General features: G+C 70.4%; 19 protein-coding genes and 1 pseudogene. 11 read left to right on the top strand and 9 right to left on the bottom strand.

Annotated features, from left to right (window positions below):
• Positions 1 to 165: 165 nt before the first annotated feature.
• Both AB0K15_RS30920 and AB0K15_RS30915 read left to right on the top strand, forming a co-directional pair.
• Positions 166 to 558, top strand: a pseudogene (locus AB0K15_RS30920) (PGPGW domain-containing protein); the annotation flags it as partial.
• 634 nt (positions 559 to 1,192) lie between these two features.
• Positions 1,193 to 1,864 (top strand): TetR family transcriptional regulator, encoded by a 672-nt coding sequence (locus AB0K15_RS30915; protein WP_364058193.1) that lies wholly within the window; start codon positions 1,193 to 1,195, stop codon positions 1,862 to 1,864.
• On the opposite strand, the gene AB0K15_RS30910 is transcribed toward AB0K15_RS30915, so the two are convergent.
• The 5 genes from AB0K15_RS30910 to AB0K15_RS30890 all read right to left on the bottom strand — a co-directional run bounded on the left by AB0K15_RS30910 (position 1,812) and on the right by AB0K15_RS30890 (position 6,748).
• The gene (locus tag AB0K15_RS30910; protein ID WP_364058190.1) at positions 1,812 to 2,504 is read right to left on the bottom strand and encodes an epimerase; all 693 of its coding nucleotides are present in this window, start codon (positions 2,502 to 2,504) and stop codon (positions 1,812 to 1,814) included. The two genes, AB0K15_RS30915 and AB0K15_RS30910, sit on opposite strands and share 53 nt — an antisense overlap.
• Positions 2,501 to 2,899, bottom strand: coding sequence for a carboxymuconolactone decarboxylase family protein (locus tag AB0K15_RS30905; protein ID WP_364058187.1), 399 nt, complete (start codon positions 2,897 to 2,899; stop codon positions 2,501 to 2,503). The genes AB0K15_RS30910 and AB0K15_RS30905 overlap by 4 nt, the downstream gene beginning before the upstream one ends.
• Before the next feature lie 45 nt (positions 2,900 to 2,944).
• Positions 2,945 to 4,702, bottom strand: coding sequence for a sugar-binding domain-containing protein (locus tag AB0K15_RS30900; RefSeq protein ID WP_364058184.1), 1,758 nt, complete (start codon positions 4,700 to 4,702; stop codon positions 2,945 to 2,947).
• A 63-nt stretch (positions 4,703 to 4,765) separates the two neighbouring features.
• Positions 4,766 to 5,371: a LysE family transporter gene (locus AB0K15_RS30895; RefSeq protein ID WP_364058208.1), complete on the bottom strand. Its 606-nt coding sequence runs from the start codon at positions 5,369 to 5,371 to the stop codon at positions 4,766 to 4,768.
• A 228-nt stretch (positions 5,372 to 5,599) separates the two neighbouring features.
• Positions 5,600 to 6,748: an AAA family ATPase gene (locus tag AB0K15_RS30890; protein WP_364058181.1), complete on the bottom strand. Its 1,149-nt coding sequence runs from the start codon at positions 6,746 to 6,748 to the stop codon at positions 5,600 to 5,602.
• 485 nt (positions 6,749 to 7,233) lie between these two features.
• On the opposite strand from AB0K15_RS30890, the gene AB0K15_RS30885 reads away from it, so the two are divergent.
• The 8 genes from AB0K15_RS30885 (at position 7,234) to AB0K15_RS30850 (ending at position 18,939) form a co-directional block, all read left to right on the top strand.
• Positions 7,234 to 9,309 carry a fibronectin type III domain-containing protein gene (locus AB0K15_RS30885; RefSeq protein WP_364058178.1) on the top strand — a complete coding sequence of 692 codons (2,076 nt, stop codon included), beginning with the start codon at positions 7,234 to 7,236 and terminating at the stop codon, positions 9,307 to 9,309.
• Between the two features lie 56 nt (positions 9,310 to 9,365).
• Positions 9,366 to 10,331, top strand: a complete 966-nt coding sequence (locus tag AB0K15_RS30880) for a sugar ABC transporter permease (RefSeq protein WP_364058175.1) — start codon at positions 9,366 to 9,368, stop codon at positions 10,329 to 10,331.
• A gap of 10 nt (positions 10,332 to 10,341) precedes the next feature.
• Positions 10,342 to 11,256 (top strand): carbohydrate ABC transporter permease, encoded by a 915-nt coding sequence (locus AB0K15_RS30875; RefSeq protein WP_364058172.1) that lies wholly within the window; start codon positions 10,342 to 10,344, stop codon positions 11,254 to 11,256.
• A gap of 10 nt (positions 11,257 to 11,266) precedes the next feature.
• Complete coding sequence (locus AB0K15_RS30870; protein WP_364058169.1) at positions 11,267 to 13,636, top strand: glycoside hydrolase family 95 protein; 2,370 nt, start codon at positions 11,267 to 11,269, stop codon at positions 13,634 to 13,636.
• Complete coding sequence (locus tag AB0K15_RS30865) at positions 13,636 to 14,607, top strand: alpha/beta fold hydrolase (RefSeq protein WP_364058166.1); 972 nt, start codon at positions 13,636 to 13,638, stop codon at positions 14,605 to 14,607. The genes AB0K15_RS30870 and AB0K15_RS30865 overlap by 1 nt, the downstream gene beginning before the upstream one ends.
• A 109-nt stretch (positions 14,608 to 14,716) precedes the next feature.
• The gene (locus AB0K15_RS30860; protein ID WP_364058163.1) at positions 14,717 to 16,078 is read left to right on the top strand and encodes a sugar ABC transporter substrate-binding protein; all 1,362 of its coding nucleotides are present in this window, start codon (positions 14,717 to 14,719) and stop codon (positions 16,076 to 16,078) included.
• Between the two features lie 27 nt (positions 16,079 to 16,105).
• Entirely contained in the window at positions 16,106 to 18,265 is a 2,160-nt protein-coding gene (locus tag AB0K15_RS30855; protein ID WP_364058160.1) for an alpha-galactosidase, read from the top strand.
• A complete protein-coding gene (locus AB0K15_RS30850) occupies positions 18,262 to 18,939 on the top strand; it encodes a GntR family transcriptional regulator (protein ID WP_364058157.1) in 678 nt (225 codons plus the stop codon). Before AB0K15_RS30855 ends, AB0K15_RS30850 begins: the two co-directional genes overlap by 4 nt.
• Positions 18,940 to 19,008: 69 nt before the next feature.
• Here the strand turns inward: AB0K15_RS30850 and AB0K15_RS30845 are convergent, their stop codons facing one another.
• Positions 19,009 to 19,587, bottom strand: coding sequence for a snapalysin family zinc-dependent metalloprotease (locus tag AB0K15_RS30845; RefSeq protein WP_364058154.1), 579 nt, complete (start codon positions 19,585 to 19,587; stop codon positions 19,009 to 19,011).
• 142 nt (positions 19,588 to 19,729) lie between these two features.
• The gene (locus AB0K15_RS30840; RefSeq protein WP_364058151.1) at positions 19,730 to 20,218 is read right to left on the bottom strand and encodes a helix-turn-helix domain-containing protein; all 489 of its coding nucleotides are present in this window, start codon (positions 20,216 to 20,218) and stop codon (positions 19,730 to 19,732) included.
• Positions 20,219 to 20,318: 100 nt separating this feature from the next.
• Between AB0K15_RS30840 and AB0K15_RS30835 the strand changes: the two genes are divergently transcribed.
• Positions 20,319 to 21,023 (top strand): SDR family oxidoreductase, encoded by a 705-nt coding sequence (locus tag AB0K15_RS30835; protein WP_364058148.1) that lies wholly within the window; start codon positions 20,319 to 20,321, stop codon positions 21,021 to 21,023.
• A 374-nt stretch (positions 21,024 to 21,397) separates the two neighbouring features.
• Here AB0K15_RS30835 and AB0K15_RS30830 read toward each other — a convergent pair whose 3' ends face one another.
• Positions 21,398 to 23,899: a hypothetical protein gene (locus AB0K15_RS30830; RefSeq protein ID WP_364058145.1), complete on the bottom strand. Its 2,502-nt coding sequence runs from the start codon at positions 23,897 to 23,899 to the stop codon at positions 21,398 to 21,400.
• Positions 23,896 to 24,213 carry a type VII secretion target gene (locus tag AB0K15_RS30825; protein ID WP_364058142.1) on the bottom strand — a complete coding sequence of 106 codons (318 nt, stop codon included), beginning with the start codon at positions 24,211 to 24,213 and terminating at the stop codon, positions 23,896 to 23,898. Before AB0K15_RS30825 ends, AB0K15_RS30830 begins: the two co-directional genes overlap by 4 nt.
• Positions 24,214 to 24,223: the final 10 nt, after the last annotated feature.

Raw genomic sequence — 24,223 nt, 5'->3', positions numbered from 1 at the left:
GCCGGCGCGCCCCCCCGCCGCCCGGCGCGCCCCCCCCCGCCCCCCCCCCCCGCCGCCCGCCCGGCCCCCCCCCCCCCGCCGCCCCCCCCCCCCCCCGTCCGGAGTTTCTCCGGGCGTCCGGTCCGTGAGCCAGGCACACTGGCTGAAACGGACAGAGGGGGCCGCGTGGAACTCGGCAAACCGGTGAAGCAGGCGATGGCCGCGGTGGCGGGCGGCTTGCTGTTCCTCGTCGGGGTCGCGTTGCTGGTGCTGCCGGGACCCGGGTTGCTGCTGGTGCTCGCGGGACTGGTGGTGCTGGCCTCGCAGTTCCCGGCGCTGGAACGGTTCGTCGACCCGGTGCGCACCCGAGCGATGAAGGCCGCCGAGGACAGCGTGGCCTCGCCGCTGCGGATCGCCGGCTCGGTGCTCGCCGGCCTGGCGCTCTTCGCCGCCGGCATCGTGTGGGGCACGGTCGACTGGCTGCCGTTCAGCGGCTGGAGCACCGGGTCGAGCATCATTCTCTCCGGGGTCATCCTGTTCGCCCTGCTGATCTGGAGCTACCGGCGGGTCAAGTCCCGTGAGGGGGAGGCGCGTACGGCCCCCGCCGGGCAGAATCCGGGTATGACCACTTCGGACTCCTCGCAGGTGCCGGCCGCGATCCGGCAGTTCGTGGACGCCACCAACAAGGCCGACGCCGAGAGCTTCGTCGACGCCTTCACCTCCGACGCGTTCCTCGAGGACTGGGGCCGCAAGTTCCACGGCCACGAAGGCGTGCTGAGCTGGAACGAAACCGACAACATCGGGGTCGGGGCGAACTTCACGGTGAAGGGCATCAAGCCCGGCACGGGCGCGGACAACTACGTCCTCACGCTCGGCGTGAAGAGCAACCGCTTCAACGGCACGGGCACGATGACGATCGACCTGCGCGACGGCAAGATCGCCAGCCTCGTCATCTCCTGACCCGCTGTTACCAATTCGACCAAAAGCAGGCAGACCCCGGGCACCACGTGACCGTTGCTACGCAAGCCGCCAAGCCGTGACTGTGGTCGGATTGGTAACGAATGGCACGGCACCCTGGGCTCGCGGACGTTCGGGAAGCCGGACGTCGGCGAGTTCGTGGGAGTTGGACCACGGAGTTCGGCGCAAGAGGACGCTGGTTCCTTGCGGCCTTCCCGGCGGGTTAACAGACTGCTGGGCTGCTAACCTCGGGCCCGTGAGCACGGGTTTCCAGCGCGCCCGCCGTCCCGAGCAGGTCGAGGCCCGGCGCGCCACGATCCTCGCGACGGCCACGGCGATGCTGCGCGAACGGCCGGTCGCCGACATCAGCCTGCGTGAGCTCAGCGACCGCGTCGGTCTCGCGAAGTCCAATGTGCTGCGCTACTTCGACAGCCGCGAAGCGATCTTCCTCGAGGTGCTCGACGACGTGTGGCGGCGGTGGCTGGACGTCGCCGCGCGGGCGCTCACCGTCGTGTCGGTCGACGGCCCCGGCTTCGTGCGCGAGGAACGCGTGGCCGTGACGATCGCCCGCACGCTGCAGGAAGACCGGCTGCTGTGCGAGCTGGTCAGCTCCATGACGTCGGTGCTGGAGCGCAACATCTCCGTGGACACCGCGCGCAGCTTCAAACACCGCGCTGCCGCCAACCTCGACCGGCTGGCGGGGTTGGTGCGCGACCAGGTCCCGGAACTCTCACCAGCCGGAGCCGGGCACTTCGCGGGCGCGGTGTTCGTGATCGTCGCCGGCCTGTGGCCCTACGCCAACCCGACCGAGGCCGTCGCCACGGCCAGCGCGGAAATGGGCGTGGCGCCGGGCGTCGACCTGTTCGCGGAGAACCTCACCGAGGGCCTGGCGAACCTCCTGGCCGGTCTCGTCGCCCGGCGTCGTTGAGGTCGCGCGACTCCAGGATTCGCCGGGGGTAGCCCTCGGCGGCGACCGAGATCATCGCGCGCCCGAGCACCTCGGTCGTGATGAACATCGCCGGGAATCGTTGGAGCAGTGGGAAAATCGGTGTCGTGACGCGGTAGATCCCGCGGTACAGCGGCGTTTTCGACGTGATGCCGTGCTGCGGCTGGATGAAGCCCGGCCGGAACGCGTACGCGTCGAGCGGCAGCCGGGCCACCGCGTTTTCCGTGGCGCCCTTCACCCGCGCCCACCGCACGCGGCCGCGTTCCGTGCTGTCGGTGCCGGCGCCCGAGACGTAGATGAAGGTCGCGTCCGGCCGCGCGGTCGAATAGGTGCGGGCGACGGAAAGCGTGAGCCCGTAGGTGATCCGCTCGTACTCCTGCGCCGGCATCCCGGCCGAGGAGACGCCGAGGCAGAAGAAGCACGCGTCGTACTCCGCGAGCTCGTCGACGTGCGGACTCAGGTCGTCGAGGTCGCCGGGCACCAGCTCGGTCACCTTCGGGTGCCGGGTGCCGGTCGCCGTCCGCCCGACCGTGAGCACCCGCTCCACGCGGTCGTCGAGCAGGCACTCCCGCAGCGCGCCCTGGCCGACCATCCCGGTCGCCCCGAACAGCACGACCTTCACGCTTCACGCACCGGCAGCAGCCCGCGCTCGCCGAAGACCTTCTTCGCCACGGCGGTCGCGTTGAGCGCCTTCGGGAACCCGCAGTACCCGGCCGACTGCAGCAGCGCCTCGACGATCTCCGCGGGCGTCAGGCCGACGTTCAGCGCCGTCCCGATGTGCAGCTCCAGCTGCGGCTCGCACCCGCCCATGGCGGTCAGCATGCCGATCGTCAGCAGCTGCCGGTCCCGCGGTCCGAGCGCCGGCCGTGAGTAGATCTCCCCGAAGCCCCACGACACGATCTGCCGCGCCAGCTCGGGCGCGACGTCGCCCAGCCCGTCCAGCACCTTCTGGGCGCTTCCTTCGTTCACGGCGTTCATCGTCTCGAGGCCGAGTGCGTAACGCTCTTCTTCGGTCATGCTCCGACCGTATGGGATCAGGCGTGGGGAAGGCTGGCGAACGGGTCATCGGATCGCCGCGGATCGCATCGCGAGGTTCGCCCTCCTGGCCACCGCGAAGTCGAGCTTGCGGACCCGGCGGTCGTAGGTGAGGAAGCCGTTGACCTCCTTCTCGACGTCCGTGAGCTGCGTGTAGACGGCGGCGGACAGGCCGCGGCGGACCTCGGTGGCCAGCTGCTGCTGGAGCTGGACGTAACGCCTGGTCAGGGCCGCGCTGTCGGGTTCCAGTTCGTAGGCGAAGCTGCCGGACGGGTCGAACTCGTGGCCGCGGACCTTCAGGCCCAGGCCGCCGTATTCGCCTTCGACGGTGGCGCGGACCGGGTCCGGCGGTGGGGTGCCGGGGCCGGGGTAGGTGTGGTCGTCGCGGAGGTCGCCGTGGCCGGTGTCGGGTTGGGAGCGGCAGCAGTTGACGCCGGATTCGGCGTCGACGAGGCGCGTGGGGTCCCAGGCGGCTATCTCGTTGGCGACGCTGGCGACGTCGAAGTCGCCCCAGCCCTCGTTGAAGGGGACCCACGTGACGATGGAGGGGAACGAGCGGTGCTGGTCGATCACGCGGTACAGCTCGGACTCGAAGTTCGCCCGGGCCTGCGGGGTCGGCGTGACGTTCTCCGTCATCGCCGGCATGTCCTGCCAGACGAGGAGGCCGAGGCGGTCGGCGTGGTAGTACCAGCGGTCGGGCTCGACCTTGAGGTGCTTGCGGACCATCGTGAAACCGAGCGCTTTTTCCTGCTGCAGGTCGAATTCCAGGGCGGCGTCGGTGGGGGCGGTGTAGAGGCCGTCGGGCCAGAAGCCCTGGTCGAGCGGGCCGAGCTGGACGAACGGCTTGCCGTTGAGGAGGATGCGGTGGTTTTCGACCTCGACGGACCGCAGGCCGAGGTAGGAGCCGACGGTGTCTCCTGTGGACAGTGTGACGCGGAGGTCGTAGAGGAACGGGTCGTCGGGTGACCACAGGCGCGGGTGGGGGAGGGTGATCGTGGTGGGGTGGCCGGCGGTGCCTTCGGCCCGGGCGACGACGCGGCCGTGGTCGGAGGCGGTGGCCCGGAAGGGCGTGCCGTCGGCGCCCTGGACGGTGAGGGTGACCTCGCCGGTGGTGGTGTTCGAAGTGGTGTCCACTCGCGTGATGCGCACGGGTGCCACGGGTTCGAGCCAGACCGTCTGCCAGATTCCGGACGACGGGGTGTAGAAGACCCCGGCACCTGGCGCGCGTTGTTTGCCGAGCGGCTGCCCGTTGCCGGTCGTGTCGGTGACGCCGACGACGAGTTCCTGCGGGCCGGTGGTCAGGGCGTCGGTGAGGTCGGCGGTGAAGGAGTCGTAGCCGCCCGTGTGGTGGGCGACCTCGTGGCCGTTGACGAAGACGGTGGTGTCGTAGTCGACCGCCTGGAAGTGAAGCAGGATCCGTTGCGAGCGCCAGGTTTCCGGGACGTCGAAGGTACGGCGGTACCACATCCGCGTCTCGTGGCGCATGATGCCGGACAGCGCCGATTCGACGGGGTACGGAACGAGGATCCGTTCACCGAGCTGCCGTCCGAAGGGCGGCTCGGCGGTGCGGGCCGGCTCGAATTCCCAGACGCCGTTGAGGTTCTGCCATTGGTCGCGCGTCAGCTGCGGGCGCGGGTACTCGGGCAGCGCGTTGGTGGGCGAGACGGTGTCTGTCCACGGTGTACTCAACGGTGGCGTCTGCCGGTGCCACTGCGGCTGCGCGACGGGCGTCACCCCGGAAAGTCCGAACAGCAGCACCGCGAGAACTACGGCAGGACGCACCATCGTCGGAACCTCCGGGTCACTTGATGATCATCTCTACCGGCTGCCGGCGCGGATGTAAATCGCTCACTCAGGCAAGACCAGCCGGACGGCCAGTACGACGATCACGACACTCGACACCAGCGCGGTCCCCAACCGCCCGCGACGGCCGGCGAGCACGCGGCCCAGCAGCACGCCACCGCCCGCGAGCAGCAGCTGCCAGCTCGCCGACGCGACGAACGCGGCCAGCGCGAACACGGCACCCGCCGCCGTGCCGCCGACCACGAGGGCCGTGAAGTACACGATGGTCGCCGGGTTCAGCAGGGTGAGGCCGAGGAAACTCACGTACGCGCGTCCTGGACCGGGCGGCGCGGCCTCGGCTTCGGGCGTCTCACCGGCGCGGTACCTCCGCCACCCGCCCACCGCGGTGTGCGTGGCGAGCGCCACGAGCACCACCACGGACGCCCACCGCAACGGCCCCGCCACCGGCGCCAGCACCGGTGCGAGCGCCGCCCCACCGCTTACCGCGACGACGCCATACACCCCATCCGCAGTGGCCACCCCGAGCGCCGCCGCCGCGGCGACCCGCGGCGACGTCCGTGCCGCCAGCCCCACGAGCACCGCCCCGACCGCCCCCACCGGCACGGCGATCCCGTACCCCGCGAGAGCCCCGGCGACGACCGCCGACGTCACGACCGCGCCCGGCCGCACCCCCGTGGCGCGCACTGCTGCCCACGCCGCACCCGAACGGGGGCGATCAGCGTGGCGCGCGGTGCGGTGGTTGTGGTCATGCCGGGAAGCCTGACTGTGGACGGGGTGGTGGGCAACCGATTTTCGCCGCGCAGGGCCACGGCGGCACTGGCGCCTGAAAGGTGCGCGGAGTCGGAGATTGTTCCCGGGTGGGTTTCCGTGGCCGCCGCTTCACCGCTTCGGCCAGTGCCACGAAGGCCGATCCAGGCGAACCTGTCCGGAAAGGACAGTCGCGCCGAAGTCCTTTTCCAGTTCCAGCAAGGCCGCGCCCGTGGAGTCCAGGGCACGGACCAGTGGCTGGGAGTGCGACACCACCACCAGCTGCGTGCGGCGGGCTGCCCGGGTGATCAGCGCCGCCAGGGCCGGCAGGAGTTCCGGGTGCAGGCTCGTCTCGGGTTCGTTCAGGACCAGCAACTCCGGCGGCCGTGGGCTCAGCAACGCGGCGACCCACAGCAGATACCGCAACGTCCCGTCCGAAAGCTCGGCCGCCGTAAGGGGGCGGAGCAGCCCGTGCTGCTGAAACCGCAGCTCGAACCGACCGTCAGCCGAAGTGATGTCCACCGAGGCGCGAGGGAAGGCATCCTGAACGGCGGACTCCAGCGCCGCGGTGTCACCAGATTCCTGGATCGTGCGCAGCGCTGCCGCGAGGTCGGCGCCGTCGTGGTCGAGGACAGGGGTGCGGGTGCCGATGCGGGACTCGCGGGCCGGGGCGGTGGCGTCGGTGCGGAAGTGGTCGTAGAACCGCCACGCGCGGACGCGTTCGCGCAGCAACAGGAGCTCCGGGGCGGGGAACGAGCTCAGCATGCTGTCCGACAGCCCGATGGACCGCGGTTCGGACGGCCACGCGCCGGCCGAGTCGCGGACGCGCAAGGTCGGGCCCGCGCGATCGGCGAGCAGGGTGCGCGGGGACAACGCCGGGCCGGACCACACGCATTCGCGCTTGAACTCGGGGTCGAGGGAGAACATCGACGAGCTCGGGATCGGCAGACCCAGGTCCAGGGCGTAGCCGAACTCGTCGCCCGAGAAGCCCAGCCGCAGGCCGACCGGCTGGGTGCGGCGGGTGCCCTGCACGGGAGAGCGGCCGGAACGGACCGCGCGCCCGATGGCCTCCGGGCCGGCCCACAGCGTGGAGGGCAGGCCGCCTTCGCGGGCCAAAGCCGCGACGGCGCCGTTGTGCGCGGCGTCGGCCAGCAGGCGCAGGGCGCGGTAGAGGCTCGACTTTCCGCTCCCGTTCGCGCCGGTCACCACCGTCAGCTCCGACAGTGGCAGCACCAGATCACGCAACGACCGGTAGTTCTCCACGGCAAGGGTTTTCAGCACCCGGCCGACGCTATCCGCCGCCACCGACAGATAACGATCGTGACTACGAAGCGCCGGACCCCGGGTGCTCTCACCTGCGGCTCTCACCGTCAGTTGTCAAATTAATTCTGCCCGTGTTCGTGGCCACTGGACGCGGAGCCGTATTCGTCAGATCTTTGTCCCCGGCCTCGTTGACACCGCCGAAGCGCGAGGTAAGAATCTCGTTTCACATATCCTATAGGATCTTTGGTTCGGAAGAGGTGTCTGTGGTGGCAGCAGGGCGAAAGGACGGTGTCCCGGCACGCGGGACGGCGTTCCGTCGCTCCCTCGCACCAAGAGCCTCTTCGAGACGGACACCGTCAACGGGTGCCTTTCCGCGCCAGGACCTCCGATGTCTGGGTGCGTACAGCGACTGAAGCCCAACCCCCGAAGTGGCTGAAGTCAGCAGGAACGCCGGGCGGCGCGCGGGCCGTCCGGTGCCAAGGTCCGACCTCAAAGGAGTGGTCATGGTTGTCAGGCCAACATCGGGCAAAACCGGGAGACGGAAGTTCGCCGTGCTCGCCGGGATCGCCGCCTCGGTGCTGACGCTTTCGGCGATCCAGATCCCCGCCACCGCCGCACCGGCGGCTCCCACCCAGGACGCCGCCGCCCCGAACAACGCCGGCACCCAGATCGCCCAGAAGCCCTACCTGGGCTGGAGCAGCTGGAGCCTCGAGTCCACGAACTACCCCGGCGTGAACCCGACCGGCGGCGGCAGCTGGCTCAACGAAGAGCACGTGCTGCAGCAGGCCGACATCCTGGCGGCGAAGTTCAAGCAGCACGGCTACGAGTACGTGAACATCGACGCCGGCTGGGTCGGCTCCTTCGACCAGTACGGCCGCCCGGTCGTCGACGCGAAGAAGTTCCCCGACGGCATGAAGTACGTCGCGGACTACGTGCACAAGAAGGGCCTCAAGCTCGGCTCCTACCTCGCGGTCGGCCTGGACCTCAAGGCCTACAACGACGGCAACTCGCCGATCTTCGGCACCACCGACTGCCACACGCGCGACCTCGTCTACCCCGACCTGCGCCAGACCAGCGGGTGGGACAACCAGTCGTACCAGATCAACTTCGCCAGCCCCTGCGCCCAGGCCTACATCCAGTCCGAGGCCGACGTGCTCGCCGGCTGGGGCGTCGACTTCCTCAAGCTCGACGGCGTCGGCCCGGGTTCGTTCAAGGGTGACGCGGCGCACGACAACACCCCCGACGTGAAGGCGTGGTCCGCCGCGCTCAAGAAGACCGGCCGGCCCATGCAGTTCGTGCTGTCGTGGTCCCTGTCGCACAACCAGATCGACACCTGGAAGGCCAACTCCAACGGCTGGCGCATCGACACCGACGTCGAGTGCTACTGCGACACCCTCGTCACCTGGAACAACTCGGTGAAGGGCCGCTGGAACGACGTCGTGCAGTACATCCCCGACGCGGGCCCGGGCCACTGGAACAACCTCGACTCCCTCGACGTCGGCAGCGGCAAGATGGACGGGATCACCGAGGCCGAGCGCCAGAGCTACATGACGCTGTGGGCCATCGAAGCCGCGCCGCTCTACCTGGGTGACGACCTCACTCAGCTCGACGACTACGGCACCAAGCTGCTCACCAACGACGAGGTCATCGCCGTGGACCAGGCCGGCGTGCCGGCCAAGCCCGTGAGCCAGAAGAGCGACCAGCAGGTCTGGTACGCCCGCAACGCCGACGGCAGCTACACCGTAGCGCTGTTCAACCTCGGCTCGGCCCCGGCGTCGGTCACCGCGAACTTCGGCGACTTCGGCCTCACCGGCGCGGCCAAGGCCCGTGACCTCTGGAGCCACCAGGAGCTGGGGCTGAGCAACGGTTCCTTCACCGCGACCCTGCCCGTCCACGGCTCGAAGCTGCTGCGCCTGACCCCGGTCAACCCGGTGCAGGTCTCGGCTCCCGCCGTGGTCCACGGCACGGCCTCGACCCCGACCAGCGTCTCGCTGGCCTGGGACGGTTCGGCGAGCAAGCTCGCCCCGGTGACCGGCTACGACGTGTTCGCCGGCGGCCGCAAGGTCGCTTCCGCCACCGGCACCAGCACGACCGTCAACGGCCTCAAGCCCTCGACGTCGTACACCTTCACGGTGGTCGCCCACGACCGCCTCGGCCGCAGCTCCGCCGCGAGCACCGCGGTGTCCTACGTGACGCCCGCGGCTTCCGGCCCGGTCGTCTACGAGGCGGAGAACGGCAGCCCCGGCGGCGGCGCGACGGTGTACGACTGCGCCTGCTCCGGCGGCAAGAAGGTCGGCTACATCGGCGGCAGCGGCTTGCTGACCATGAACAACATCAAGGTCGCCGCCGAAGGCACGTACCTGGTGAAGCTCGGTTACGTCGACGGTGACACCAGCCGCTCGGCCGTGGTCACGGTCAACGGCAGCTCGTTCCGGCTGCCGGCGCCGGGCACGAACGACAACGACTGGAACACCGCACGCACGATCACGGTGCCGATCTACCTGATGGCCGGCAACAACCAGGTCATCTTCGGCAACCCGAGCGACAGCGTGTTCGACGTGGACCAGCTGACCGCCTGACAACCCCGTGGGTGGCGGTGAAAGCCGCCACCCACGGACACGAGTGAGGAGACGCCGTGGTGGTGACCACGCACAACAACAGCCTTCCCGTGCGAGGCGCCACTGCGGCGTCCCGGGTGGACAGACCGCGCAGGACCCGGCCCGGTGCGGCCGCGCACCGGCACGACGCCAAGATCGCGTGGCTGCTGGTGCTGCCCGCCATCCTCGGGTTCGGCGTGTTCTTCGCCTACCCGACCCTCCGCGGCATCTACCTGAGCTTCACCGAGTTCCACGTGCTGTCCGCTCCGAAGTGGATCGGCCTGACCAACTTCACCGAGCTCATCGCCGACGGCGTGTTCTGGAAGTCGCTGCTCGTCACGATCTACTTCGTGGTGCTGTCGGTGGTGCTGGGCATGCTGGTGTCGCTGCTGACCGCCGTGATCCTGCACCGGCTTTCGGCCTCCACGACCGTGCGCGGCCTGATGATCCTGCCGTTCCTGATCTCCGGTGTGGTCACGGCCCTCACGTGGTCGCTGATGCTCGACCCGAGCCTCGGCATCCTCAACGTGCTGATCACCAAGATCTTCGGCCACCCCGTGCTGTTCCTCGGCTCCGGTGGCTGGGCGGTGCCGACGCTGGCGGCGATCAACGTGTGGAAGTCCATGGGCTACAACGCGGTGCTGATCTTCGCGGGCCTGCAGACGATCCCGGCCACGATCTACGAGGCCGGCCGCATCGACGGCGCGAGCGAGGTGCAGATGTTCCGCCGGCTCACGATCCCGCTGCTGCGCCCGATCCTCGTGATGGTCGTGATCCTCACGGTGATCAGCTCGTTCCAGATCTTCGACATCGTGGCCGTGACCACGCAGGGCGGGCCGGAGAACGCGTCCAACGTGCTGCAGATGTACATCTACAACAAGGCGTTCCGCCAGTTCGACTTCGGCTACGCGGCCACGATGTCGCTGGCGTTGTTCGTCCTCCTCATAGCCATCACGTTCACACAGCTGCGCATGGCGCGCGCCAACGAATCCGACACGAACTAGGGCAGGGGACATGGTTACGCTGACTCGACCGGCACCCGCCCGCGCACGCAAGCACGTGTCCGTGGGCCGGATCCTCGCCTGGGCCTACGTCGTGGTGATCCTGCTGATCACGATCTTCCCGTTCTACTGGATGCTGCGCACCGCGCTGTCGAACAACTACGCGCTCTCCACCGACCCGTCGTCGTTCTTCCCGGTCGACTTCACCTTCGGCGCGTTCAAGCGCGCGCTCGGGCTGGCGTCACCGGCGGAAGCCGCGGCGCAGGGCGGGTCCGGCGCGTCGCTCGGCCTGACGCTGGCGCTGCGCAACTCGATCATCTACGCGGCCCTGCTCACCGTCTGCACGGTGTTCTTCTCCGCCATCGCGGCCTACGCCTTCGCGCGGCTGCACTGGCGCGGGCGCAACACCGTGTTCTCGGTCCTGCTGACCGCGCTGATGGTGCCGCAGGTGCTCACGCTGCTGCCGAACTTCGTGCTGGTGAAGGACCTGGGCCTGCTCAACACCTTCGCGGGCCTGGTGCTGCCCAACGCGTTCTTCTCGGCGTTCAACATCTTCTTCCTGCGCCAGTTCATGCTCGGGCTCTCCACGGAGATCGAGGAAGCCGCGATCATCGACGGTGCCGGACCGCTGCGCGTGTGCTTCCGGATCGTGCTGCCGATGTGCTCGGCACCGATCGCGACGCTCGCGTTGCTGACCTTCATCAACACCTGGAACGACTACTTCTGGCCCCTGCTCGTTTCCACCGACACGTCCACGAGCCCGCTGACGCTCGCGCTGGCGGTGTTCAAGCAGTCGTCGCCACAGGAAGCGCTCGACTGGTCGGGTCTGATGGCCGCGACCATCATCGCCGCGCTGCCGATGTTGCTCGTGTTCATGGTGTTCGGCAGGCGGATCGTGAACTCCATCGGGTTCACCGGGCTCAAGTGAGAGAACTGCTGTGACGAACGAAGATCTGTGCCTCGGCTGGGCCGCGCCCGCCCTCGAGTGGACCGAGGCGAGCCCTGTGGGCAACGGCCGGCTCGGCGCGATGGTGTTCGGCGGCGCCGGCCGCAGCCGCGTGCAGCTCAACGACGCGACGGTCTGGTCCGGCACTCCCGCCGGCCCGGTCGACGCGCTGGCGGACGTCGTTGCCGCCGGTGCCGGGCCGCGGCGGCTGGCGGAGGTCCGCGATGCGGTGCGGGCGCGGGACTACCGGCGGGCCGAAGCGCTGCTGATGTCGTTCGAAGGGCCGTACAGCCAGGAGTTCCTGCCGTGGGGCGATGTCTGGGTGACGCTGCCGGGCGGCGAAAGCGACGGCCGTCAGCTCAACCTGGCCAACGGCGTGGTCACTGAGCGGTTGTCGCTCGGCGAGACCACTGTGGATCGTTCGGTGTGGGCGAGCCGGCCCGCCGGCGCGCTGGTGGTGTCGCTGACGGCGTCGGCGCCCACCGACCTCGGCGTGGAGCTGAGCACGCCGCTGCGTGAGGTGACGCGGCTCGTCGAAGCCAGCGGCATCACGCTCGGGATCGAGCTGCCGGTGGACGGCGCGCCGAAGCACGAACCGGAGGTCGCCGAGCCGCTGCGGTACGCCGACCGGGCGCGGCCCGGCTACGACCCATTCGGCGCGCTCGCTCTGCGGGTCGACACCGACGGCCTGGTGTCCACCGTGGCCGGTGGGCTCAGCGTGACCGGTGCGACCCGGTTGCTGCTCACGGTGTCCAGCTCGACGAACGCCGCCGACGTCTGGACGGGCACGGCACCCCGTTCCCGCGAACGCCACCAGGCCGTGGCCGCCGGAACCGCCGCGATCGCGCTGGCCGAAGGCGCCGACGAGCTGCTGCGCGCGCACGAAGCCGACCTCCGGCCGTTGCTCGCGGCGGCGAGCCTGCAGTTCGGGCACCACCGCGCCGGCACCTACGACGTGGCCGCCGACGTCTTGTCCGGAAAGGACGAGCAGCTCACCGCCACGGTCATGTTCGCCTACGGCCGCTATCTGCTGGCCACGTCGTCCCGGCCGGGTGCGCCGCCCGCGAACCTGCAGGGCATCTGGAACGAAGAGCTCCGCCCGGCGTGGTCGTCGAACTACACGGTGAACATCAACACCGAGATGAACTATTGGGCCGCCGAGACGACCGGGCTCGGCGAATGCCACACGCCGCTGTTCGACCTGCTGGGCAAGCTCGCCGTGACCGGCGCCGACGTCGCGCGTGAGCTCTACGGCGCCCGGGGCTGGGTCACGCACCACAACACCGACCCGTGGGGCTGGGCGCTCCCGGTGGGCATGGGCCACGGCAACCCGTCGTGGGCGATCTGGCAGATGGGTGGAGCCTGGCTCGTCCAGCACGCCTGGGACCACTACGACTTCACCCGCGACACCGCGTTCCTGCGCGAGACGGCGTGGCCGCTGCTCAAGGGCTGCGCCGAGTTCTGCCTCGACTGGCTCACCGAGGGCCCGGACGGTTTCCTCGACACGATCCCGTCGACGTCGCCGGAGAACCTGTTCGTCTCGGCGGCGGGCGAGCCCGAGTCGCTGACCTGGTCTGTTGCGATGGACACGGCGCTGATCAGTGCGGTCTTCTCGCGCACGCTCGCCGCGGCCGAAGCGCTCGGCATCGAGCACCCGGTGACGGCCGAGATCACCGCCGCGGCGCCGCGCCTGCGCCCGCTGCGCGTGACCGCCGGTGGCTGGCTCGCGGAGTGGGCCGAGGATCTGCCCGAGCAGGACCCGAAGCACCGGCACATGTCGCAGATGATCGCCGTGTACCCGCTCGGCCAGATCACCGCCGGCACGGAGCTCGGCGCGGCCGCGACCGCCTTGATGGATCGCCGCGGCCCGGGGGCGATGGGCTGGTCGTGGGCCTGGAAGATCGCGCTGCGCGCGCGCCTCGGCGACGGCGACACCGCGCGCTCGCTCCTGTCCGAGGCGACGCAGCCGTTCACCGGTGACCGTCACCGCGACGCGCCTGTGGACGGCTCCGAGTGGGGCGGGCTGCTGCCCAACCTGTTCAGCACTCACCCGCCGTTCCAGATCGACGGCAACTACGGCTTCCCGGCCGGGCTGGCGGAGCTCGTGGTGCAGAGCCACACGGGCGCGATCGACCTGCTGCCCGCGCTTCCCTCGGCTTGGCCGGACGGTGCCGCGCGAGGGCTGCGGGCCCGGGGCGGGCTGGCGGTGGACGTCACCTGGCGGGCCGGGAAGGTCGTGTCGGCGAGCGTGACGCGGCTGTCCGGCGAGACCGGCGACGACGTCGTGGTCCGGTGGCCGGGCGGCGGCACGACGCTCAAGGTCGCCACCGGTGAAGTGTTCGAACTGGACGGTGAGCTCTGATGTTGACCGATCTGCCGCTGGCGCAGCTGCGTACCTACACCAGCTCGTACCAAGCCCCGGGGGACTTCGACGACTTCTGGCGGGAAACCCTCGCGGAAGCGGAGAAGTACGAACTCGACGTGACCGTGACGCCGGTCGGGACCGCGCTGCGGACGCTCGACGTGTTCGAGGTGACCTACGCCGGCTTCGGCGGCCACCCCATCCACGCCTGGCTGCGCGTGCCCAGGAACCAGCCCGGTCCGCTGCCCGCCGTCGTGCAGTTCCACGGCTACAGCAGTGGCCGCGGCAGCGCGCTCGAAGAGCTGGTCTGGGCCTCCGCGGGTTACGCGCAGCTGCAGGTCGACGTCCGCGGCCAGGGCGGCGCCCACGCGGGCGGCACCACCGGCGACCCGGTGGGCAGCGGCCCGTCGTACCCGGGGTTCCTGACCCGCGGAATCGAAAGCCGGGAAACGTACTTCTACCGCCGCGTGTTCACCGACGCCGCCCGGGCGGTGCAGGCCGCGCGGGCGCTCGACGTCGTCGACCCGGACCGGGTCGCGGTGGCGGGCAACAGCCAGGGCGGCGGGATCGCGCTGGCCGCGGCGGCGCTCGTGCCCGACGTCGCGGCGCTCTACGCGCAGGCGCCGTTCCTGTGCGACCTCCGACGGGCCTCGCTGATCGCGGGCAGACCGCCGTACACCGAGCTCGCCGGTTACCTGGCCGCACAACGGCACCAGGTCGAGCGGACGTTCGAGGTGCTGTCCTATTTCGACGGTGTCGGCTTCGCGAGCCGCGCCACCGCCCCGGCGCACTTCTCGATCGGGCTGATGGACGACATCGTCCCGCCGTCGACGGTTTTCGGCGCCTACAACGCCTATCGCGGCCCGAAGCACCTCGACGTGTGGGAGTACAACGGGCACGAGTCCGGCGGGGGCCAAGACCTGGAGAACGTGCTCGCCACGTTCGCGCCGCTGCTCAACCCGGGCAGCTGAAATCACCTTTTCGGAAGCTGCTGGTTATCCGCGGTTTTCGGATTCCGCAGTTTCGGATTCCACAGTGGAGTGGAGAAGCGTCCCGAGTGGCGCGGAAGCGAGGAAACCCATGAAGATCCGCACTTGGGCCGCCACCGGGCTGGTGGCGGTGCTCGGAGCAGCACTGGCCGGCTGCGGCGGTGGCTCGGCCGATGCCGGCGGCAACACCGTGAACTGGTGGACCTGGGACGACCACCAGGCCGCCGCCTACCAGGTGTGCGCAGACGCCTTCCAGAAAGCCAACCCCGGCACCACGGTGAAGATCTCCCAGTACACCGTGGCCGACTACTTCACGAAGCTCACCGCGGGCTTCGTCGCGGGTACCGCGCCCGACGCGTTCCAGGACAGCGTGCAGTACCTGCAGGCCTACGCGAGCCAGCACCAGCTGCTGCCGCTCGACGACTACCTCAAGAAGGACAACTTCGACCTCAAGAAGTTCTCCGTGGGCGTCGACTCGTGGAAGTTCACCGACGGCAAGCAGTACGGCCTGCCGCTCGACTGGGCGTCGGCCGGTCTCTACTACAACACCGACGCCCTCACCAAGGCCGGCTACACCCCCGCCGACGTGCAGAACCTCAGCTGGAACCCCGACGACGGCGGCACGTTCGACAAGATGGTGGCGCACCTGACCGTCGACAAGTTGGGCGTGCGCGGCGACCAGCCGGGCTTCGACAAGAACAACGTCGCCACCTACGGCATGGGCCAGCTCGCGGCGAAGGACTTCATCGGGCAGGTGACCTTCAGCGCGTTCGCCTCGACGCTGGGCTGGCGCCTCGGCGACAAGCCGGAATGGCCGACGAAGTTCAACTACAGCGACCCGCGGTTCGTCAAGACCGTGAACTACATCCGCACGCTGACCGACCGCGGCCTCGCGCCGAAGATCGGCACGTTCACCACCGGCGGCGGCCAGGCCACCGTCAGCGACGCCGACCTGATCGGCTCGGGCAAGGTCGCCATGGAGCTCTCGGGTTCCTGGTCCGCGCCGAGCTTCGCGAAGCTGCCGGGGGTCAAGATCGGGATCGCCGCGCCGCCCACCGGGCCCGACGGCAAGACCCGCGCGCTGACGTCGAACTCCAACGGCAACACGATCTGGGCCGGCACGAAGAACCCCGACCTGACCTGGAAGTGGGTCTCGTACATGGGTTCGCAGGAGTGCCAGACGGCCGCGTCGAAGACCGGCACGTTCTTCCCGTCGATCCCGGCCTCGATGGACGCGGCCACCGCGGCCATGAAGCCGCAGGGCGTGGACCTGTCGGTGTTCACGGCGATGCTGAAGAACGGCTCGCTCTACCCGGCCGAGGTGTACGCCAACGGTGCCGCGGTGCAGGCCGCGGAGGAGCCGCTGCTCGAGTCGTTCTACTCGCACAACCGCAACGACGACGTGTTCCCCGAGATGGAGAAGCAGAGCGTTTCGCTGCTCGCCAAGAACTAGGAACGCCCGGGAGTCAGGAGTGAGGACATGTCCAGCCCTACGGTGGTCGGCCTGCGGGCCGCCGGCACGAGTTTCGCCGTGGAACTCGGCCGGCCGGTGCCGCGCGTGCTGCACTGGGGCGCCGACCTCGGCGAGCTGTCCGAAGTGGACGCCGAGGCGCTGCGGCTGACCGCCGGGGGCGCGGTGCTCAACAACGCGCCCGATGTGCCCCGCCCGTTTTCCGTGTGGCCCACGGAAGCCCAGATGTGGTCCGGCACCCCCGCGGTGTCGGGCCACACCGCCGGCCGCGGCGCGGTGCCGCGGCCGGTGCTGCGGGACTTTTCCCAGGACGGCGGTGCGCTGACGCTGGAGCTCACCGACGCGTCGTCCGGGCTGGACGTGGAGCTGACCTACCGGCTGGCCCCTTCCGGGGTGCTGGAGGTCGCCACCACGGTGACCCGCCACGCGGACGCGGGCGCCGAACCGTACGACCTCGCCGGGGTGGTGGCCGTGCTGCCACTGCCCCGGCGAGCGGCGGAAGTGCTCGACTTCACGGGCAAGTGGTGCCGCGAACGCAGCCCGCAGCGGCTGCCGCTGTCGTTCGGCGGCCACGTGCGCGAAGTGCGCCGAGGCAAGCCGGGCGCGGACTCGCCGTACCTGCTGACGGTCGGCGAGCCCGGGTTTTCCTTCGCCTCAGGGGAAGTCTGGGGTATGCATGTGGCGTGGAGCGGCGACCAGAAGTGGTTCGCCGAGCAGCTGCCCGAAGGCGCCGGCGTGCACGCGAGCGTGCTCGGCGGAGGTGAGCTGCTGCGGCCCGGCGAGGTGCGGCTGGCGGCGGGGGAGTCGTACGTGGCGCCCGTGGTGTGTTTCGCCTGGTCGGACGAAGGCCTCGACGGGCTCGCCGCGCGGTTCCACGCGTACCACCGCGCGCGGGCCACGCACACGGGCAAACCGCGGCCGCTGACGTTGAACACGTGGGAGGCCGTGTACTTCGAGCACGACCTCGACCGCCTGCTGGAGCTCACCGAGCTGGCCGCGAAGGTCGGCGTGGAACGGCTCGTGCTCGACGACGGCTGGTTCCGCGGGCGCCGCGACGACACCGCGGGCCTCGGCGACTGGACCGTCGACCGTGCCGTGTGGCCGCAGGGCCTCACGCCGCTGGTGGAACGCGTGCACGCGCTGGGGATGGAGTTCGGGCTGTGGGTCGAACCGGAGATGGTGAACCTCGACTCCGACACCGCCCGGGAACACCCTTCGTGGATTCTCGGACCCGTTGATCTGGGCGCGCCCTCGCGCAACCAGTACGCGCTCAACATCGCGCACCCCGAGGCCTACCGGTACCTGCTCGAATCGCTCGACGCGCTGGTGGGCGAGTACGGCGTCGACTACCTCAAATGGGACCACAACCGCGAGCTGCACGAGGCGTACGACCGGGTCACGGGCCGCGCCGGCTCGCGCGCGCAGACGCTCGCGCTGTACCGGCTGCTCGACGAGCTGCGCGAACGCCACCCGTTGCTCGAGATCGAAAGTTGTGCGAGCGGCGGCGGTCGCGTCGACCTGGGAATCCTGGGCCGCGCCGACCGCGTGTGGGCGTCGGACTGCATCGACCCGCTCGAACGGCAGGCGATCCAGCGCTGGACCGCGCAGCTGATCCCGCCGGAGGTGATCGGCTCGCACGTCGGCGCCGAGCGCAGCCACACGACCGCGCGCGTGACGGACCTGTCGTTCCGGCTGGTCACGGCGTTGTTCGGCCACGCGGGGATCGAGGCCGACCTCACGCGCAGCGCGCCGGAGGAGCTCGCGGCGTTCACGGCGTGGGCACAGCTGTACCAGGAGTTCCGGCCACTGCTGCACGGCGGGCGCGTGGTTCGCGCGGACCTGGCGGACGCCGACGCCTACCTGCACGGCGTGGTTTCGGAGACGCGTGCGTTGTTCTGCTGGGCGCGGTTGGCGACGGGGGCGGCGGGACAGCCCGGACGCGTGCGGCTGCCGGGACTGGACCCGGCGCGGCGGTATCGCGTGCGGGTGCGAACTGAAGCCGGACTGCCGTCGTTGCGAGAGGTCGCGGCGCCGGAGTGGTTCACGAGGGCGGTCGAGGGGCCGGTGGAACTGCCGGGTGCCGTGCTGGTGGCGGCGGGCCTGCCGATGCCCGTGCTCGACCCGGCGCAGGCCCTGCTGCTGGATCTCTCCACTGTGGACCGGTCGTGAAGCCGGGCGCGGAGCGCGGGCTCGTCGCGCTGCCGGCCCGGCAGGTGCTCGCCGACGGCGTCTACGAGCAGCTCCGCGCCCTCATCATGAACGACGGCATCGCGCCCGGCGCCCGCGTGAACATCGACGAGATCGCGCGGGAGCTGGGCGTCTCGGGCACACCGGTGCGGGAAGCGTTGGCGCGCCTGGAATCCGAGGAGCTGGTGAGCCGCCTGCCGTTGCGCGGCTACCGGGTGACCGAGCTGCTGACGCGCCGCGAGGTCGACGACATGTACTCGCTGCGGATGCTGCTGGAGCCGCCGAGCGCCGGGCTGGCCGCGAAGGTGATGTCGGACGGGCATTCGGCGGCGTTGCGCGCGGAGCTGGCGACGTGCCCCGCCGCGCCCGCGCACGACGCGTACAGCGACTACAAGGCGCTGACCGCGCACGACGCGCGGCTGCACGAGCTGGTGCTGCGCATCGCGGGCAACGCGGCGGTGGAGCAGGCGTTCGCGCGCACCCACTGCCACCTGCACTTCTTCCGGCTCAACTACAACCAGCCGTTCGGCGAGCAGACGATCTCGGAGCACCGCGCCATCGTCGAGGCCCTCGTGTCGGGCAGCGCGGTGGCGGCGCGCAGGGCGATGGCCGCGCACCTGGAAGTGGCGCGCGACCGGCTGTTGTCCCGCATGTGACGCCCCCGATGTGGCGTTCGGTGCATCGACCGCTCCGAACGCCGCATCGGGGTGCTTGAAGCAGCAGGGTCAGTGGGTCAGGACGGGCAGCGTCTCGTAGATGCGCTGCTGCGGTCCGCCGGCGCCCAGCGTGCGGAAACCGTTGGCCCACAGGGAGTTCACGCGGGAGCGTTCCTGCGCGTTGGGGTTGGCGTTGGTGCACGACGGGCCGGGGCCGCCGCCGGACATCAGCTCGGAGCACGGGCCGGAGTAGTGGTCGGGCAGGCCGAGCACGTGGCCGGTCTCGTGGGCCGCGATGCGGGTGTTGTCGTACTGGCGGGCCTGGGTGTAGTCGATGAAAACGGTGCCGGTGCCGTGGCCGTCGCTCTGGGCGTAGGAGCCGCGCGGGTCGTTGCCCTCGACGTAGCGCAGCGAGGCCCCGGAGGAGCGTTCGACCAGCTTGACGTTGGTGACCGAGCGGTTCCAGTTGGCCGCGCCGGCGTTGATCGCCGCGCGGAAGGTCGGCGCGCCGGAGGTGCTGTAGTACACCGTGGCGACGGCTGCGGCCTGGTCGGTCGCGGCCGTGGCGGCGGTGGCCGTGCCCGCGACGAGCGGGGCGGCGGCGACGGCCAGCGCGATGGCGCCGGACAGCAAGAACTTCCTCGACATCGGAAAGCTCCTCGGGTGGGTGAGGGGAGTTTTGCCTGATTTGCGCGCGCTGCGCCGAATCTAGGCAATCACGCCCTGTTTGTGACCCGACTTTCGTACTGTCCGGAAAGTGGTGATTTACCAACACCATCCACGGGTTGACTCAGGCGATGGGTTCAGCCAGTGGGACCTGCTCGTGCGTGTCCTTCTCGAGGCGGCGCAGCTGCGCCCGGTCCACCTCGCCGCCGCAGTGGTCGCACTTCTCGCCGGGGCGGGTGAGCTCGCCGCACGGGGTGTGGACCAGCGTCATCGGCTCGCCCGGAGCGGGGGAGCTCGTGTATGTGTCGCCCCACGCGCCGAGCGCGTGGATAACCGGCAGTGTGGCGGCGCCGGCCTCGGTGAGGCGGTACTCGTCGCGGGTGCGGCCGCCGTCGCGGTAGGGGACGCGGGTCATCAGGCCGGTCTCGACCATCCGCGCGAGCCGTGAGGACAGCACGTTGTCCGCGATGCCGAGACGGCTGCGGAACTCGTCGAAGCGCGTGGTGCCCGCGTGGGCGTCGCGCAGGATCACCAGCGTCCACGGCTCGCCGAGCACGTCGGCGCCGCGGGCGATGGGGCAGGGCGTGCCTTCCCAGCTTGAACGTCGACCCATGGATTCCTCCCGTGCTGGCTTGCTTGAAGCAAGTTTAACCCGTATGGTCGGTGGCGGCTAACTTGCAGATAGCAAGTCAGGTGTGTTGGGAGTGGTTTTGATGGAGATCAAGGGTGCTGTCGCGCTGGTGACGGGCGCTAACCGCGGGCTGGGCCGGGAGCTGGCCGCCGCTTTGCTGGAGCGCGGGGCGGCGAAGGTCTACGCCGCCGTGCGCCGTCCGGAATCAGTCGATCTGCCGGGTGTCGTGCCGATTGCGGTGGACGTCACAGACCCTGCTTCGATCCGCGCGGCCGCCGAAGCGGCCGGCGACGTGACGCTGCTGATCAACAACGCCGGAGTCTCCACGGGCGCGTCGTTCCTCGACGGTTCGCTCGAAGACGTCCGGCTGGAGATGGAGACGCACTACTTCGGCCCGCTGCAGACGGCGCGCGCCTTCGCTCCCGTGCTGGCCCGCAACGGCGGCGGCGCGATCCTGAACATCCTTTCGGTGCTGTCGTGGTTCACCGCCCCCCACGTCAACGCGTACTCCGCGGGCAAAGCGGCGGGCCTCCAGCTGACCAACGGCCTGCGCCTCGCCCTGCACGACCAGGGCACGCTCGTCGCGGCCCTGCACGTCGGCTACATGGACACGGACATGGCGGCGGACATCACGGCCCCCAAGTCGGCCCCGGCGTCGATCGCCGCGCTGGCTCTGGACGGCATCGAGAAGGGTGAGTTCGAGATCGTCGCGGACGACGTCAGCCGTGCCGTGCGCGCGAGCCTGTCGGGCGACATCGCGGGGCAGTACCCGCAGCTGGTTTCCTGACTTTCGGTTCGCCTCGGCGGTTTTCCTTCGGCAGCCTTGCCGTCGATCCATGGCGGGTTCGTAGCCGGCCCTTTTGGTGGGCGGCTGGTGGGTACCGGCCGGTTGCCGCGGTGGCAGGGCGCTTCTCGGCGGCTAGGTGGTCTGGCGATGCGGTGTGCCGAGTGGTCCGGTCGGATGGGTCGCGCGGTGTCGTTGGTGTGTGGGCGATGTGCCGAGTGTTCCGGTCGGGTGGCTCGTGCCTTGTCGTTGGTGTGTGGGCGATGTGCCGAGTGGTCCGGTCGGGTGGCTCGCGCGGTGTCGTTGGTGTGCGGGCGAAACACCGCGCCCCTGGCGGCCTTGTGGGCTGCCAGGGGCGCGGTGGTTTTCGTGGCGGGTTAGTGGCCGCCGTCTGCTGGGGGCTGGTCGCCGCCGTCGGCGTTGGCGTTGGCCCAGCCGGTTTCGGCTGTTTTCTGGATGTCGAGCATCTGCTTCATGATCTCCTGGCCGCCCTTGACCGGCCACGCCCACATTTCCTTGGCGCTGTCGGAGTCGGCGACCCACTGCTTCAGGATGGAGAAGGCCTGCGGGTGGTTCGCCTTGAGCTGGTTCTCGAGGTACTTGTACTTGGCGTAGGCCTCCGGCTGGTGCTGCTTCAGCCAGTCCTCGTGCGCCTTCGTCCACGGGGTCTTGGGCGGCTGGTTGGCCGGCGGCGTGGTGGCGTCGTCTCCGTGGTGGCTCGCCGGCGGGGTGCCGTCGTCGCCGTGGTGGCTGCGGCCTGGGGGCGTGCCGTCGCCGCCGTGGTGACTGGCGGGCGGGGCTGCGTCGTCTCCGTGGTGGCTGCCTTGGGTGCCGCCGTGGCTGTTGTCGGAGGCGGCGGCGTCTCCGTGGTGGCTGCCCTGGGTGCCGCCCGCCGAGGCTGCGTCGTCGCCTGAGTGGGTGCCCGGCTGCGGGGTGGCCGCGTCGTCGCCCGCGTGAGTGCCCGGCGGGGGCACGTCGTCCTTGGGCGGCACGGGCGGCGGCACGTCATCGCCCGAGTGGCTACTCGGCGGCGGCGTCGCGGCGTCGTCACCGGCGTGTGAGGCCGGCGGAGGCGTGGCGGCATCGTCGCCGGAGTGCGTTGCCGGGGGTGGGGCGTCGTCCTTCGGTGGGACGGGTGGCGGGACATCGTCGCCCGTGTGGCTGGCGGGTGGAGGAACGTCGTCCTTGGGCGGTACCGGCGGCGGCACGTCGTCACTGGCGTGGGAAGCCGGGGGAGGCGTGGCGGCATCGTCGCCCGCGTGGCTTGCGGGCGGAGGCGTGGCGGTGTCGTCGCCGGAGTGCGTTGCCGGGGGTGGGGCGTCATCCTTCGGTGGGACGGGCGGTGGCACGTCGTCGCCCGGGTGGCTTGCGGGCGGGGGCGTGGCTGCGTCGTCGGTGTGGCTTGCGGGCGGCGGGACGTCGTCCTTCGGTGGGACCGGCGGCGGGACGTCGTCGCCGGCGTGGGAAGCCGGGGGAGGGGTGGCGGCGTCGTCGCCGGCGTGGGTGCCGCTGCCGGAGCCGTTGCCAGATCCGGATCCAGTGCCCGAGCCGCTGCTGCCGGCCGGAGGGGGGACGTCGTCCTTCGGGGGCACGGGTGGCGGCGCGTCGTCACCGGCGTGTGAGGCCGGCGGAGGCGTGGCTGCGTCGTCGCCGGTGTGGGTCGAGGGCGGAGGCGTGGCGGCGTCGTCGCCGGCGTGGGTGCTGCTGCCCGAACCCGAGCCAGAACCACTACCCGAGCCCGAGCCAGACCCCGAGCCACTACCCGGGCCCGAGCCAGAGCCCGAGCCACTACCCGGGCCCGAGCCAGAGCCCGAGCCAGAGCCCGAACCGCTACCCGAGCCAGAGCCAGAGCCAGAGCCCGAGCCACTACCCGAGCCCGAGCCCGAGCCAGAACCCGACCCGCTGCCACCCGCAGGCGGAGGCACGTCATCCTTCGGCGGCACCGGCGGCGGAGTGGCCGCATCATCGCCACTGTGCGCGCCGGAAGATCCTGCGCCGCCGCCGGAGCCGCCGCGGGTGGGGGCTGGGGTCAGGGGGATGTCGTCGCCGGCGTGGGTGCTGCCGGTGGCGCCGCCGGCGCCCGGCCGGGTCTTGAGGCCCTTGACGATGGTGCCGATGCGCGCGGCCGAGCGGGTGGCCTGCGCGACGACCGCCGCCAGTTTCGCGCCGAGCGAGGTGGCGGTGAGCGTCGCCTGCGTGACGCACCACCCGACGCCCGCGACGATGGACGCGCCGAACGTCGGGATGGCGGCGGCCAAGGCGATCAGCATCGTGGAGATCATGTCGCCCAGCACCGTGGTGATGAGGTCGCGGAACAGACCCCGCACGGCGGCGATGATGGCCATGTTCGTCTGGATCAGGTACGCCACGATGTCGGTGCCGTGGGCCTTGCTGTCCAGGTCGGCGGCGAGCTCCTGCATGCGCTGCCGGAACGTGTCGGCGGCGTTGCCCTGCCACTCCTTGATGTCACCATCCAAAGAGGACTTCTGGTCATCGCCGATCTGCCGGATGGTCTCGGCGATCGTGTGCACTTCCTGGCTCAGCAGCTGGATCTGATCCGGGTCGCCCATCAGCATGTCGAGCGGCTCGCGCAGGAAGCTCACGTGCTCGATCAGCCAGCCGAGCCCGGCGGAGATCAGGCTGCCCAGCGGGTTGAGCGCGAACTTCACCGTGTCCACGGCCGAAGCCACCACGCCGAGCCCGATCGAGACGCCCAGGGCCGCCTTGTCGGAGTCGTCGGCGGTCTTCATGTCTTCGCAGCTCTTGATCAGGAACGAGTACGAGTCGAGGAATCCCGCGCCGGAGAACTTGTTGGAGTCGGTGATCACCACCCCGGCGCCGAAGTCGGGCTTGGCGTTCGGGTCGAACGTCGTGGTCACGTCGGGGTCCCCGCTGTCGTGATGGCCTGCGCGTGGTTGGTTTCCGTGGTGCGGTACTGGTCCGCGGCCGTGCGCGTGTTGTTCGCCTGGTCCGTGATCGCCTTCGCGGCGCCGTTGACCTGGTCGTGCAGCACCCCGAGCGCGATGCGCGTCGGGATCCCCAGCACCTGCCCGACGACCACGCCGAACGCGTTGATGTCGCCGCCGTTGACCTCTTGGATGCGGTTGGCCGCGGCCGTCACCTTGCCGCCGCGGTCGTCCAGCCCACTCGCGTACGTCGTCAGCACGTCGGGTTCGACGGTGTACCCGTCCATCAGCGCATCT

Source organism: Amycolatopsis sp. NPDC049253 (assembly GCF_040678995.1).
Lineage (GTDB): Bacteria > Actinomycetota > Actinomycetes > Mycobacteriales > Pseudonocardiaceae > Amycolatopsis.
The sequence above is the reverse complement of the archived record's forward strand: the minus strand, read 5'-3'. Positions and strand labels throughout refer to the sequence as shown.